This is a genomic window from Marinobacter bohaiensis, from assembly GCF_003258515.1.
In the GTDB taxonomy this organism is placed as follows: Bacteria; Pseudomonadota; Gammaproteobacteria; order Pseudomonadales; family Oleiphilaceae; genus Marinobacter_A; species Marinobacter_A bohaiensis.
On sequence record NZ_QGEH01000005.1, the window covers coordinates 38,963 to 53,095 of the forward strand.

Here is a 14,133-nt window from a genome sequence, read left to right on the forward strand (position 1 = left end):
ATATCAGCGATTCCATAGGGTGTCTATGTCAGGCAGCAATTCGCAGAAGTCACGTTTGAAAGACCTCATCGCGCGAGGCAAAGAACAAGGGTACCTGACTTACGCCGAAGTCAACGACCACTTGCCTGAGGATATAGCGGATCCGGATCAGGTGGAAGACATCATCCGGATGATCAACGACATGGGCATCCAGGTATCCGAAGAAGCTCCAGACGCTGATACCCTGCTCATGACCGACGGCGATGCCACAGCGGACGAAACCGCTGCGGCCGAAGCCGCCGCCGCCCTCGCCGCCGTGGAAACCGACGCCGGCCGCACGACCGACCCGGTGCGCATGTACATGCGCGAGATGGGCACGGTCGAACTGCTTACCCGCGAGGGCGAGATCGTCATCGCCAAGCGCATCGAGGAAGGCACACGCGACGTCATGGCGGCGATCGCCCACTTCCCCGGTACCGCCGGTACCGTGATCCAGGCCTACGACCGCATCGTCGAGAACGAAGGCCGCCTGAGTGACATCGTCACCGGCTTCCTGGATCCCGACGACGCCGAGCCGTTCATGCCCGAGGACACCACGCCCAAGAGCGGCAACGACAGCTCCAGTGATGACTCCAGCGACGATGACGACGACGATTCCGAGGAAGAAACCGATAACGGTCCGGATCCGGAAGAGACCCGCCTGCGCTTCGAGCTGCTGCGCGAGAAGCTCGCCACCGCCAACAAGGCGCTGGAGAAGCACGGTCGGGGTTCTGAAAAGGCCCAGGACGCGCTGAACGAGCTGGGTCAGGTCTTCGCCCCGTTCAAGCTGGCCAACAAGGCGTTCGAAGAGCTGGTCAACGTCATCCGCTCCACCAACGAGGCGCTGCGCGAGAACGAGCGCGCCATCATGGCGATCTGCGTGCGCGAATGCCGCATGCCGCGCAAGGACTTTATCAAGACCTTCCCGGGCAACGAGACCAACCTGGACTGGGCGGAAGGCCTGACCAAGGGCTCCAAGCCGCACGCCGAGCGGATCAGCGAGCGTCTGGACGAAATCGTGCGCATGCAGAAGCGCATCGCCAATGTTCAGAACGACGTCGACCTGACCGTCGCGGAAATCAAGGAAATCAACCGTCGCGTGTCCATCGGCGAAGCCAAGGCCCGCCGCGCCAAGAAGGAAATGGTGGAAGCCAACCTGCGTCTGGTTATCTCCATCGCCAAGAAGTACACCAACCGTGGCCTGCAGTTCCTGGACCTGATCCAGGAAGGCAACATCGGCCTGATGAAGGCCGTCGACAAGTTCGAATACCGTCGCGGTTACAAGTTCTCGACCTACGCCACCTGGTGGATCCGTCAGGCCATCACCCGCTCCATCGCGGACCAGGCGCGGACCATCCGGATTCCGGTGCACATGATCGAGACGATCAACAAGCTCAACCGGATTTCCCGCCAGATGCTGCAGGAAATGGGCCGCGAGCCCACCCCGGAAGAGCTGGGCGAACGCATGGAGATGCCGGAAGACAAGATCCGCAAGGTCCTGAAGATCGCCAAGGAACCGATTTCCATGGAAACCCCGATCGGCGACGACGAAGACAGCCATCTGGGCGACTTCATCGAGGACATCCAGGCGCTGTCGCCGGTGGATTCCGCCACCGCCGAAGGCCTGCGCGAAGCCACCCGCTCCGTGCTGGCCGGCCTGACGGCCCGGGAGTCCAAGGTGCTGCGGATGCGTTTCGGCATCGAGATGAACACGGACCACACGCTGGAAGAGGTCGGCAAGCAGTTCGACGTCACCCGCGAGCGGATCCGTCAGATCGAAGCCAAGGCCCTGCGCAAGCTGCGTCACCCGTCGCGGTCCGACCACCTGCGTGGCTTCATCGACGATCACAACAGCTCGACCTGATGAGAGCCGAGTGAGGCGCGCGACTCCCGTCGCGTCGCCTCTGGCGGGCGCCATACGCGATGCGTATAATGGCGCCCGTTTTATATCTTCCCCCTGTTTCGGGCCTTTAGCTCAGTTGGTTAGAGCAGTCGACTCATAATCGATTGGTCGCTGGTTCAAGTCCAGCAAGGCCCACCATTTCTTCTGGTTATGTTTTTCCCCGAGTCAACCGACCTCTCGAGAACCCATTGAGAGTCGCTGGACTGATCCGGTCTCGTATCATAGATACGAGCCGTTTCTGGTACACAAAGCTCCGCTTTGTTTAAAGCGTGCCAGAAACCCAGGAAGGCCCTGTGCATGACCGGCGCCCTGTTCTGGATATTCCCTACTCAACCGACCTCTCGATAACCAAACGGGAGTCGTTGCCCCATCCGGTCTCGTCTCAAAGATGCGGGCTGTTTCGGGTGAAGCAAGAAGGTGAACGAGGCCCGTCAGGGCCTCGTTGTTTGGGAGATGATCAGCCACCAACCGGCTTCTGCGCCGGGGAGAATGACGGCTGCGAGCCGGAAGGCTTGGCCTCCGCGGCCTTGCCGCCTGATGGGGTGCCGCTTGCCGGGCTGGCGGAGCCGACCATGAACTCCGGGTAGGCCTGCATGCCGCATTCGTAAACGTCCATGCCGGCGCTTTCCTCTTCATCGCTGACGCGGATACCCATGGTCTGCTTGATCAGATAGAGCACCACGAAGCTGGCCAGGAACATCCAGGCGAAGGTCGCGACGGTGCCGATCAACTGGCCCATGAAGGTGGCGTCGGCGTTGCTGAACAGAACCGCGAAGACGCCCCAGATGCCGGCGGTGCCGTGCACGGAGATGGCGCCGACGGGATCGTCCAGTTTCAGGCGGTCCAGCAGCAGGACGGAGCCCACCACGATCACGCCACCCACGGCGCCAATCAGGGTGGCCGTGCCCGCGGACGGCTGCAGCGGTTCGGCGGTGATCGACACCAGGCCCGCCAGCGCGCCGTTGATGGTCATGGTCAGGTCGGTCTTGCCGAACAGGGCCCGGGCCAGCAGTGCCGCCACGACCATGCCGGCCGCCGCCGCGGCGTTGGTGTTGACGAAGATCTTGGCCACCGCGTTGGCTTCGTCGACGTTGGAAATTTTCAGCTCCGAGCCGCCGTTAAAGCCGAACCAGCCCATCCACAGGATGAACATACCCAGGGTCGCCATCGGCAGGTTGGCGCCGGGAATGGCGCGCACTTCACCGTTGGGGCCGTACTTGCCCTTGCGCGGCCCCAACAGGATCACCGCCGCCAGAGCGGCCGAGGCTCCGGCCATGTGCACCACCACGGAGCCGGCAAAGTCCTGGAAGCCCAACTGGTCCAGGAAACCGCCGCCCCACTTCCAGTAGCCTTCCACCGGATAGATCACCGCCACCATCACAACGGCGAAGATCAGGAACGGCCACAGGCGCATGCGCTCGGCGACGGCACCGGAGACGATCGACATGGTCGCCGCCGCGAACACCGCCTGGAAGATGAAATCCGCCATGGTGGAGTAGTAAGGCGCGCCATCACCGCCGGCGACCACATCGGCCGTGGCGTTGTCCGCGCCCAGCAGGAAATCCAGCCCCGGGATGACCGAGTTCACCGGATCCCCGGGATACATGATGTTGTAGCCCACCACCAGGTAGACCACACAGGCCACGCCGTACAACAGCGCGTTCTTGTTAAGGATTTCCACCGTGTTCTTGCCCCTGACGAGCCCGGCTTCCAGCATGGCGAACCCCGCCGCCATCCACATCACCAGCGCCGCACACATCAGGAAATAGAAGGTATCGAGTGCGTACCCGAGTTCGAGCCCTACGTTTTCCATGATTTGTCTCTCTTTTTCTGCATCTCACGTTGGCGCGCCGCAAAGGGCGGCCTTGATATACTTAAAGGAATATTATTTTCCCATTGATAAATAGCAAAATGCGGGCCTGTTTTTCATCTCACTGTTTTAAAAGACATTTATAATCAGTGTCGCCGTTTCAACTTTTCTATAATGGTGCGTTTCTGATCGTTCCCGGGGCCCAATGCGCAAAAACCCGGCAGGGCCGGGTTTTCAATGTGTCGTTGCACCAGTTGGCGTTCAGCCGTCCAGCGCTTCACAGGCTTCCAGGGTGTTCTGCAGCAGGCAGGCGATGGTCATGGGCCCGACACCACCGGGTACCGGCGTGATGGCCCCGACCCGATCCAGCGCGGCGTCGAAATCCACGTCCCCCACCAGCTTGCCGGATGCCAGTCGGTTGATGCCCACGTCGATTACCGTCGCCCCCGGCCTGAGCCACTCCGCCCGGATAAAGCGAGGCTGACCGATGGCCACCAGCACGATGTCGGCCCGCGCCAGCTCCGCCGGCAAATCCCGGGTTCTCACATGGCACACGGTCACGGTGGCGCCACGCAGCAGCAACTCCAGCGCCGCCGGTCGGCCGACGATGTTGGACGCCCCCACCACCACCGCATGCTGACCGCCGGGATCGATGCCGTAAGCATCGAGCAGGCGCATACAGCCATAGGGTGTGCAGGGCCGCAGCGTCGGCGTCTTCGCCGCCAGACGCCCCAGGTTGAAGGGGTGGAAGCCGTCCACGTCCTTGGCCGGGCTGATGCGCTCGACCACCGTGGGGACGTCGATGTGCTCCGGCAGCGGTAACTGCACCAGGATCCCGTGAATCGACGCATCCCCGTTCAACCGGTCAATCAGGGCCAGCAGCTCCGACTCGGCTGTGGTATCCGCCAGGTGGAAGCTGCGCGACAGGAATCCTGCCTCCTCACAGGCCTTGATCTTGCTGTTCACATAAACGCTGGAGGCCGGGTCTTCGCCCACCAGTACCACCGCCAGCCCCGGGCGCGAACGCCCCTGCTCGATGCGGGCCTGGACCATGCCGGCGATGTCGCGACGCAACTGCGCCGCGACCTCCCGTCCGTTGATGATTGTGGCTGTGCTCACACGGACCTCCCGCCTAGAAGCCCTGGCCGGGCACCCAGTTGGTGCCGGCCAGCGGGACGCGCGCCATGGCGGAGACTTCGACGGTCAGCGCCACCAGATCCTCGGGTTCCAGGTTGCGCAGGTCGTTCTTGCCGCAGGCCCGCGCCAGGGTCTGGGCCTCCAGGGTCAGCACGCGCAGGTAGTTGGCCAGACGATGTCCGGCGGCCACCGGGTCAAGACGCTGGCTCAGCGCCGGGTCCTGGGTGGAGATACCGGTGGGGTCGCGGCCCTCCTGGTAGTCGTCGTAGAACCCGGCGGCGGAGCCGATCTGGTGGAACTCCTCGTCATAGCGGGGGTGGTTACAGCCCAGCGCGATCAGCGCTGCCGTACCGATGGCGACCGCGTCCGCCCCCAGCGCCATGCACTTGGCCACGTCGGCGCCGTTGCGGATGCCGCCGGAGACGATCAGCTGTACCTTGCGGTGCATGCCCATCTCCTGCAGCGCCTGGACCGCCTGGGGAATCGCCGCCAGGGTGGGTATGCCCACGTGTTCGATGAACACATCCTGGGTGGCGGCGGTGCCGCCCTGCATGCCGTCGACCACCACCACGTCGGCCCCGGCCTTCACCGCCAGCTTGACGTCGTAATAGGTGCGGGTGGCGCCCACCTTGATGTAGATGGGCACCTGCCAGTCGGTGATCTCGCGCAGCTCCTGGATCTTGATGGCCAGATCGTCGGGACCGGTCCAGTCCGGATGACGGCAGGCCGAGCGCTGGTCGATGCCTTTCGGCAGGGTGCGCATCTGGGCCACCCGGTCGCTGATTTTCTGCCCCAGCAGCATGCCGCCGCCACCGGGCTTGGCGCCCTGCCCCAGCACCACCTCGATGGCATCCGCCTTGCGCAGGTCGTCCGGGTTCATGCCGTAACGCGACGGCAGGTACTGGTACACCAGCTTCTTCGACTGGCCGCGCTCTTCGGCGGTCATGCCGCCGTCACCGGTCGTGGTGGAGGTGCCCACTTCCGAGGCGCCGCGGCCCAGCGCTTCCTTGGCGTTGGCGGACAGGGCACCGAAACTCATGCCGGCGATGGTCACCGGGATGTCCAGTTGGATCGGTTTCCTGGCGAAGCGATCGCCCAGGGTGACCGCCGTGTTGCACTTCTCGCGATAGCCTTCCAGCGGATAGCGGGACATGCTCGCCCCCAGGAACAGCAGGTCGTCGAAGTGCGGCAGCTTGCGCTTCGCGCCGAAGCCGCGGATGTCGTAGATGCCGGTTTCCGCCGCGCGGCGGATTTCCGCCATGGTGGTGCGGTCGAACGTGGCCGATTCGCGCAGACCCGCGTGCGGGTCGCGTTCAGCGTGCTGGGTGGATTCGTTGCTCATGATTCAATCCTCTCGCGATCAGTCTCAGTAGGCGGCTGCGTTATCGACCTTGAAGTTGTACAACTGCCGGGCCGAGCCGTATCGCTTGAACCGTGCGGGGTCCTCGTCGATACCGGCCCGGCTCAGCAGGTTGCCCAGTTCCTCGATGTGCTCGGGACGCATGTCCTTTTCCACGCAGTCCGCACCGAGGGATTTCACGCTGCCCTTGACGTAGATGTGCACCTCGTAGAGCGAATCCCCCAACGCGTCGCCGGCGTCGCCGCAGACCACCAGGCTGCCGGCCTGGCCCATGAAGCAGCTCATGTGGCCGACGTTGCCTTTGACGACGATGTCCACGCCCTTCATGGAGATGCCGCAGCGGGCGCCGGCGTTGCCCTCGATCACCAGCAGCCCGCCGTGGGCGGTGGCGCCGGCGGCCTGGGAGGCATCGCCCTTGACCCGCACGGTGCCGGACATCATGTTTTCGGCCACACCCTGCCCCACATTGCCGTGAACGGTGACGGTGGCCTTCTTGTTCATACCCGCACAGAAGTAGCCGGCGTGGCCGTGGACGGTGACCGACAGGTTCTGGTCGATGCCGCAGGCGATGTTGTGCTGTCCGTTGGGCTGCAGCACGTCGAATTCCCGCTCGACGCACTCGGCGGCCTGGTCGTGCAGCGTCTGGTTCAGGTCGCGCACGGGGGTTTGACTCAGATCGAATGTTTTCATGGTGGTGCTCCTCAGGCGTCCCGTTCCCAGACGTAGAAAGTGGCCGGCTCCGGCTCCCAGACCCGGGCGTTCTCGATGCCCGGCAGGCTGGCCAGGGCCTGGTATTCCGAGGCCATGGCGACGTAGTCGTCGGTTTCCGCCAGCACCGCCGGCTTGCAGGCGATGGGATCGCGCATCACCGCGAAACCGTTGCGGGTGCCGATGGTGAAGGTGAAGAAACCGTCCAGGTCGTCCAGGGCGTGCTCCAGCGCCTGCTTCAGGGAATCGCCCTGCCCCAGGCGCCAGGTCAGGTAGCCCGCCGCCACTTCCGAGTCGTTATCGGTCTCGAAGCGGATGCCCTCGCGTTTGAGGTTCTCCCGCAGGCGGTTGTGGTTGGACAGGGAGCCGTTGTGCACCAGGCACAGGTCCATACCGGTGGTGAACGGATGGCTGCCTTCCATGGTCACGGCGGACTCGGTGGCCATGCGCGTGTGGCCGATGATGTGACTGCCCTGCATCCGGCCGAGCTGGAACTTGCCGGCGATGTGCTCCGGCAGCCCCACTTCCTTGAGAATCTCGATGGAGCGGCCGATGCTCAGGATCAGGGCGTCCGGGGCGCTGTCTTCCAGCCAGCCGCGTACCCGCGCCTCGTCCGCGGCGATCTTGAACACCGCCACGTTGGCATTGCCGAACCAGGACAGTTCGGCGCCCAGCGCTTCGCCCATACGCCCGGCCAGGGCTTCCCAGTCGTAATCGTCGTCCCCATGACGCAGGGTGACCTTGGTGTGCCCGGCCGGCACCTCGTCGCCGTAGATGGCGAAACCGGCACTGTCGGGACCGCGGTCGGTCATGGCGATGAGCATGGGCTCGAACAGTGCACCCAACTGGCTCTCCAGCGCCGGATTTTTCAGGTAAAGACCTACAATTCCACACATATTGCTGACCTCATGCCGGCCCTGCCGGCGATAAAGCGTTGTTTCATTGGCTGCGCCGGATCAGAAGAACTCGGCGTAGTGTTTGATTTCCCAGTCGGAGACGTGGCGGCTGTACTCCACCCATTCCGCGCGCTTGACGGCGAGGAACTCGGACACGATTTCCGGCCCCATCTTCTCGGTGAACAGGGTGTCCGCCTCGAGCGCATCCAGCGCTTCGTTCAGGTTCTGCGGCAGGATGCCGACGCCCTTGGCCTGGATCTGCTCCAGCGACAGGTCGTACAGGTTGACGTTCATCGGCTCGCCCGGGTCCAGCTCCCGCTCCACCCCGTCCATGCCCGCGGCGATCAGCGCAGCGTGTACGAGGTATGGGTTGCAACCGGAGTCCGGCAGGCGGAACTCAAGGCGGCCGTAGGGCACCCGCACCATGGCGGAGCGATTGTTGTCGCCGTAGCAGATGTAGGCCGGCGCCCAGGTGGCGCCGGACGCGCTGCCGCCCACCACCAGTCGCTTGTAGGAATTGACCGTCGGCGCGGCAAAGGCGCAGATGGCGCGGGCGTGTTCCAGGATGCCCGCGGTGAAGTGGTAGGCCAGCTTCGACAGCCCCATGCCGTGGCGATCACTGGGATCGTGGAACAGGTTCTTGCCGTCGGCGTCGGTGATCGACAGGTGGAAGTGCATGCCGTTACCGGTCCGGTCGGAGGCCGGCTTGGGCATGAACGAGCACACCATGCCCATCTTGTTGGCGATCTCGCCCGCGGCCATGCGCACGAAGGTAAACCGGTCGGCCGAGGTGAGCGCGTCGCTGTAGGTGTAGTTGATCTCGAACTGGCCGTTGGCGTCCTCGTGATCGATCTGGTAGACGTCGAAATCCACCGCCTGCAGCGACTCCACCAACTGCTCCAGGAACTCCCGCGAGCGGGACAGCCCCTTGTAGTCGTAGCAGGGCTTGTCGAGCACGTCGCTCTCGTCCACCGGCATCAGGCTGCCGTCCTCGGCCCGGTTGAACAGCGAGAACTCCGGCTCCAGGCCGGTGTTGAGGGTCCAGTCGCGCGCCTCCAGCAGCGCCAACTGGCGCTTGAGGATCACCCGCGAGCAATACGGGTGGGGCGCGTCATTGACGTAGCCGTCGCAGGCGATGCGGGCGTAGCCCGGCTGCCAGGGCACCTTGCTGAGAGTCGCCAGATCGCCGCGGGCCATGAAATCCGGGCCATGAGGCTGCATGCCCATGCCCCAGACCGCGAAGCCGGCGAAACCGGCGCCGCTCTCGACCACATTGCCCAGGCCGCTGGCCGGGACCGACTTAGTCTTGGCCACGCCATGGATGTCGACAAACTGCGCCAGGATGTACTTGATCTCGTTCTCGTCGATGAAATGACTGATCTCTGTGGGCGTCATGACGCACCTCCTTCGTAGGTCGCTGAATCTTCCAGTTCGCAAACCAGGTCGCTGAACAGGTCTTCGAGATAGCGGTGGAATCCGTCACTGACGCCGACCAGCAGCGTGCCGTCTTCCTGTGTCCGGTAGAGCCAGGCGTTGACCCCGGCCAGCGAGGCCATCAGCCAGTCGCCCGGCCCGAAATGGCGGAAATCGTACTGGCACACCCGCGCCAGCAGCTCACGCCAGTCGTCGCCGTGGACCGCCAGCACCCGGTCGGCGCGGCTAAAGCACCAGCAGTCGGCCGGCGGTTGACGGTCGCCGGGCAGGAACAGCAGGTATTCGTCGGCACCGGTGCGGGCTACCAGGGCACCGTCCTGTTCCGCGGCGGCCAGTTGTTCCCGGGGCCGGGGCAGGCCATCGGCGTCCAGGGCGGCGGCACTGCCGGGCCCGGTAATCAGGTAGCCGCTCAGGTCGCGGCGTTGCGTTACGGTCAATGCAGCCATCACGCCACCTCCGTCAGGTCGGCCGTCTGGCGTGCGCCATCGGCGTCGTAGAAAGGGGTCTTGCACGGGGAGACGGCCACCAGCGCGCCGCTGTCCACCCGCACGTGCAGGGTTGGCGCCTCGTTCGCCAGCGGCAGGTCCACCATGGCCAGGCCGATGTAGCGGCCCAGCGCCGGGCTGTAGCCGATACTGCTGACCCGGCCGACGATGTCACCCCGCTCGATCATCAGGTGACACTCTTTGATGCGCTCGCCGCTGTAGCCCTGGGGCAGCACGAAGCCGGTCAGCCGGCGCGCGCAGCGCTCCTTGAGCAACGCCAGGGACGGCTTGCCGGTGAACCAGGGCTTGCTCTTGAGCGGCACTGCCCAGGGCATGTTGGCCTCGAAGGGGTTGGTCAGGCCGTCGGTGTCCTGGCCAACGATGACGTGCCCCTTCTCCAGGCGCAGGATGCGCTGGGCCTCGACCCCGAACGGGCGAATGCCGTGCTGGGCCCCGGCGCTCATCAGGGTGCGCCAGATCTCCAGGGCCTTGTGGGCGGGCGCGTGGATCTCGTAGCCCAGCTCGCCCACGAAGCCGACGCGGATCAGCCGCACCGGCGCACCGCACAGGGTGCCTTCACGGATGCCGAGATAGGGGAAGCGGTCCTCGTCCAGATCGGTATCGGTCAGCGTCCGGAGCAGCTGGCGCGACAGCGGGCCGGCCAGGTTCATCGCCGCCAGGGAGTCGGTGAGATTGACCAGGCGCACGTCCAGCCCCAGGTCCATCACTGTCTGGGACAGCAGACGGAAAGTGGCGGCGGCGTGGCTGGTGGTGGCGGAGACGTAGAAGCGGTCCTCCGCCAGGCGGGCAACGATGCCGTCGTCGATGATCACGCCACTATCGTCCACCAGCAGCGCGTAGCGGGTCATGCCCAGCTTGATGGTGGACATTTTCATGGTGTAGACCGCATCCAGCAGCCTTGCCGCATCCGGCCCCAGCACCTCGATCTTGCCCAGGGTGGACACGTCGATCAGCCCCAGTCCGCTGCGCACCGCCTGGGCCTCGCGCAGGATGGCCTGTTCGCGCTCTTCCGGTTGGCCGTAGTACTCCGGCCGCTGCCAGTGCCCGGCTTCCATCATCTGCGCCCCGTTGGCCTCGTGCCAGGCCTGCATCGGGGTACGGCGCTCCGGGCGGAAGCGCCGGCCCGCCAGGGCGCTGACCGGCACCGGATGGAACATGGGCCGCGCCGTGGTGGAACCGGTCTGGTCGATCGACTGCCCACGGATCGACGCCAGAATGCGGATGCCGTTCATGTTGGCATGCTTGCCCTGGCTCGGCCCCATGCCGATGGTGGAGAAGCGCTTCATCAGTTCGATGTTGTCGAAGCCTTCCTGTGCCGCATGGATGAGATCCTTGAGCTGGAGATCCTCGTCCATGTCGACAAAGTTCTTGCCCGCCGGATGCGACACGATCGGCCAGGGGTGGCTGTGGGCCAGGCTGTCGCGATGGGCGGCCATGCCGGTCTGCACCGAGGCACCCTGCAACTCCGCCAGGGCGGCGTGAGCCGCGCGTTCGCCGTCCGCCAGCCGCTGCTCCAGGGTGAAGGCGCCATTGACGCGACCGCAGGCGTGGATGCCGGCCGGCAGCTCGCGGGGCAGGATCTGGTGCAGGCTGTCGTCATAGCCCAGTGAGCCCCTGGCCTGGTACAGCAGTTGCGCCGCCGGGGCCCATCCCACGCTCATCAGCAGCAGGTCGCAGCCGATGGTCGCCAGCTTTGACGGATCGCAGTCACGGCCATCGAACGGCGCCACCTGGATAGCCTGCAGGCGCTGGTCGCCCTGGGCTTCGTAAACGCCATAGCCGCGATAGACGGCCACGCCCTGGTCGGCGACTTGGCGGGCCCAGTCGCCCCGGGGCGCGTCGTTATCCATATCCACCACCGCCGCCAGCTCGATGCCGGCGGCCAGCAGGTCCAGCGCGGCACGGTAGCCTTCGGCGTTGGCGCAGAGGACCACCGCGCGCTGACCGGGCTTGATCGCGTAGCGGGCGATCATCCGCTGGGCGGCGGACGCCATCATCACCCCGGGCAGGTCGTTGTTGCGGAACACCGCCAACTGCTCCATCACGCCGGTGGCGCAGATCATGCCCTGGGCGCGCATCTTGGTGATGCCGCCCGGCCCCACCAGCGGGATGTAATGATCGGTGTACCAGCCGGCGGCGACATGCTGTTCGAACAGGCGGATGTTGGCATGACGGCGCACCTGCTGTTTCAGGCGCGCGCGCACCTCGGCCGCGGCCGGCTCGTTGGCCAGCTGGTAGTCGAGGCTACCGCCGATGTGCGGGTTCTCGTCCACCAGCACCACGTCAGCTCCGGCCTCGGCGGCGGTCAGCGCGGCCTGCAGGCCGCTGGCCCCGGCGCCCACCACCAGCAGGTCGCAGAAATCGTAGCGTTTGGACTGGCGCTGCTCGGTCCACCGGGTGTCGACCCGTCCCAGCCCCGCCTTTTCGCGGATCTTGCGTTCCCAGAAGGGGAACAGTTTCTTTGGCGTGTGGAACGCCTTGTAGTAGAAGCCCACCGGCATGAACCGGGCGAACAGGCCGATGAAGCGGTCCCGGTCGTTGGCCAGCGTGCCGTTGACGTTGCAGGCGTGCAGCTCCAGACCCTCGCGCAGCAGCTCCACATCACCCCGGATGTTGGTGCACTCGCGGCTCTGGAGCAGCGCATTGACGTCGTGATTGGCCAGAGTCAGCGCACCGCGCGGGCGGTGGTACTTGAAGCTGCGGCCCAACAGGGTCTGGCCGGAAGCAAGCAGCGCCGAGCTGATGCTATCGCCCTGGTAGCCGGTAAAGGTCTGGCCCTCGAAGCGGAATGACAGCCGCGTGTCGCGGTCGATCCACTCCAGCGGCTGGGGATCAAGCCGGGATGTCATAGCGCACCTCCCGGGCATCGACCACGGCCTTGATGTCGTCGGTCAGGGTGTCGCGGTCGAACACGAACCAGTAACCGGTGGGCCGGTGGTACCAGCGCTCGCGCAGCACGCCCGGCGCCCCCCGGCGGTTGAAGACGAAGTCCGACCAGGCGGCGCTGTCGCCGTCCACCGGTGGCTTGCGGACCTCGCCAACGTAATCGAATTCGCTGATGGGGCGGCGCCCGATCAGCGGGCAATCCAGTAACTTCATGCTCCGGCTCCTCAGTGTCCGACCGACGCCGCGCCCTTCTCGCCGACCAGGTCGAAGTCGGCAAAGCGGCTGTAGCGGAACGGTTCGATGAGTTCGTGGGTTTGGTCGTTGGCGGCGGTCCAGGCCATGGTCTTGCCGCTCACCGGCGTGGCCTTGAAGCCCCAGGTGCCCCAGCCGGCGTCCAGGTAGAAGCCCTCGATCGGGGTCTTGCCCATGATCGGCGCGAAGTCCGGGGTCAGGTCGCTCATGCCCGCCCACTGACGCATGACCTTCAGGCGGCTCATGAACGGGAACAGGTCCACCATCTGGTCGGTCAGCCCCTCGACGAAGTCGAAGGTGGAGCGGGTGGAGTGCAGCACCGACGGGTCCACCGAGGCACCCATCACCATCTCGCCGCGGGACGACTGGCTGATGTAGACGTGCAGGCTGCCGGACACCACGATGGTGTCCATGAACGGTTTGACCGGTTCGGACACGCAGGCCTGCAGCGGGAAGATCTCGATGGGCGTGGGCAAATCCACCATCTCGGTAATGCGCGGCGTGGAGCCGGCCACCATGGAGATCACCTTGCCGCAGCGAATGGCGCCGCGGTCGGTGTCCACGCCCACGACCTTGCCGTCCCGGGTGCGGATACCGGTGACGCGGGTCTTCTGGTGAATCTCGACACCGCGGTTGTAGGCGCCACGGGCGTAGCCCCAGGCCACCGCATCGTGACGCGCCACCGAGCCCGGCGCATGGTAGAGCGCCCCCATCACCGGGGTGTGGCCGGCGCAGTCCAGGTCCATGTACGGCACCGCCTTGGCGATCTCGTCGCGACCGACCACCTCACTGTCGATGCCATAGTGCTTGTTGACCTCGGCCCGCCAACGCATGGTGCGCATCGCGCTGTCGGTGTGGGCCAGGGTGAAGTGGCCGCGGGTGGAGTAGAAAATGTTGAGGTCGAACTCGTCGGACAGGTCCTCGAACAGCTTCACGCTGGTGTCGTAGAACTTCACCCCCTCCGGCGTCAGGTAGTTGGAGCGCACGATGGTGGTGTTGCGACCGGTGTTGCCGCCCCCGATGTAGCCCTGCTCCAGCACCGCCACGTTGGTGATGCCGTGCTCCTTGGCCAGGTAGTAGGCGCAGGCCATGCCGTGGCCGCCGCCGCCAATGATGACCACGTCGTATTCCGACTTCAGTTCCTTGGGTTCGGGGAAGAAGCGCGGCTCGTCGTGGCCGCGTTTGAACCCGTATTTCAGTAGATGCCAGGACATTGTTCTCTC

11 protein-coding genes and 1 tRNA gene are annotated in these 14,133 nt (G+C 65.2%); 2 read left to right on the forward strand and 10 right to left on the reverse strand.

Features of this window, described 5'->3' with window-relative positions:
- The first annotated feature begins 25 nt into the window (after window positions 1-25).
- Complete coding sequence (rpoD, locus tag DKK67_RS18380) at window positions 26-1,882, forward strand: RNA polymerase sigma factor RpoD (RefSeq protein ID WP_111497981.1); 1,857 nt, start codon at window positions 26-28, stop codon at window positions 1,880-1,882.
- 100 nt (window positions 1,883-1,982) lie between these two features.
- A tRNA-Ile gene (locus tag DKK67_RS18385) sits at window positions 1,983-2,059 on the forward strand.
- 319 nt (window positions 2,060-2,378) lie between these two features.
- Here the strand turns inward: DKK67_RS18385 and amt are convergent.
- From amt to DKK67_RS18435, 10 genes are all read right to left on the reverse strand, one after another.
- Window positions 2,379-3,734, reverse strand: coding sequence for an ammonium transporter (amt, locus tag DKK67_RS18390; RefSeq protein ID WP_111497982.1), 1,356 nt, complete (start codon window positions 3,732-3,734; stop codon window positions 2,379-2,381).
- 258 nt (window positions 3,735-3,992) lie between these two features.
- Window positions 3,993-4,850 carry a bifunctional methylenetetrahydrofolate dehydrogenase/methenyltetrahydrofolate cyclohydrolase FolD gene (gene folD, locus DKK67_RS18395; protein WP_111497983.1) on the reverse strand — a complete coding sequence of 286 codons (858 nt, stop codon included), beginning with the start codon at window positions 4,848-4,850 and terminating at the stop codon, window positions 3,993-3,995.
- Window positions 4,851-4,863: 13 nt separating this feature from the next.
- Window positions 4,864-6,210 carry an FMN-binding glutamate synthase family protein gene (locus DKK67_RS18400; protein ID WP_111497984.1) on the reverse strand — a complete coding sequence of 449 codons (1,347 nt, stop codon included), beginning with the start codon at window positions 6,208-6,210 and terminating at the stop codon, window positions 4,864-4,866.
- A gap of 24 nt (window positions 6,211-6,234) precedes the next feature.
- Window positions 6,235-6,918, reverse strand: a complete 684-nt coding sequence (locus DKK67_RS18405) for a GltB/FmdC/FwdC-like GXGXG domain-containing protein (RefSeq protein WP_111497985.1) — start codon at window positions 6,916-6,918, stop codon at window positions 6,235-6,237.
- A gap of 11 nt (window positions 6,919-6,929) precedes the next feature.
- Entirely contained in the window at window positions 6,930-7,832 is a 903-nt protein-coding gene (locus tag DKK67_RS18410) for a class II glutamine amidotransferase (protein ID WP_111497986.1), read from the reverse strand.
- Between the two features lie 60 nt (window positions 7,833-7,892).
- On the reverse strand, window positions 7,893-9,227 hold the full coding sequence (gene glnT / locus DKK67_RS18415; RefSeq protein WP_111497987.1) for a type III glutamate--ammonia ligase: 1,335 nt from the start codon (window positions 9,225-9,227) through the stop codon (window positions 7,893-7,895).
- Window positions 9,224-9,712 carry a hypothetical protein gene (locus DKK67_RS18420; protein ID WP_111497988.1) on the reverse strand — a complete coding sequence of 163 codons (489 nt, stop codon included), beginning with the start codon at window positions 9,710-9,712 and terminating at the stop codon, window positions 9,224-9,226. The genes glnT and DKK67_RS18420 overlap by 4 nt, the downstream gene beginning before the upstream one ends.
- Window positions 9,712-12,621 carry a 2Fe-2S iron-sulfur cluster-binding protein gene (locus tag DKK67_RS18425; RefSeq protein ID WP_111497989.1) on the reverse strand — a complete coding sequence of 970 codons (2,910 nt, stop codon included), beginning with the start codon at window positions 12,619-12,621 and terminating at the stop codon, window positions 9,712-9,714. The genes DKK67_RS18420 and DKK67_RS18425 overlap by 1 nt, the downstream gene beginning before the upstream one ends.
- Window positions 12,605-12,871 (reverse strand): sarcosine oxidase subunit delta, encoded by a 267-nt coding sequence (locus DKK67_RS18430; protein WP_111497990.1) that lies wholly within the window; start codon window positions 12,869-12,871, stop codon window positions 12,605-12,607. Before DKK67_RS18430 ends, DKK67_RS18425 begins: the two co-directional genes overlap by 17 nt.
- An 11-nt stretch (window positions 12,872-12,882) precedes the next feature.
- Entirely contained in the window at window positions 12,883-14,124 is a 1,242-nt protein-coding gene (locus DKK67_RS18435; RefSeq protein WP_111497991.1) for an FAD-dependent oxidoreductase, read from the reverse strand.
- Window positions 14,125-14,133: the final 9 nt, after the last annotated feature.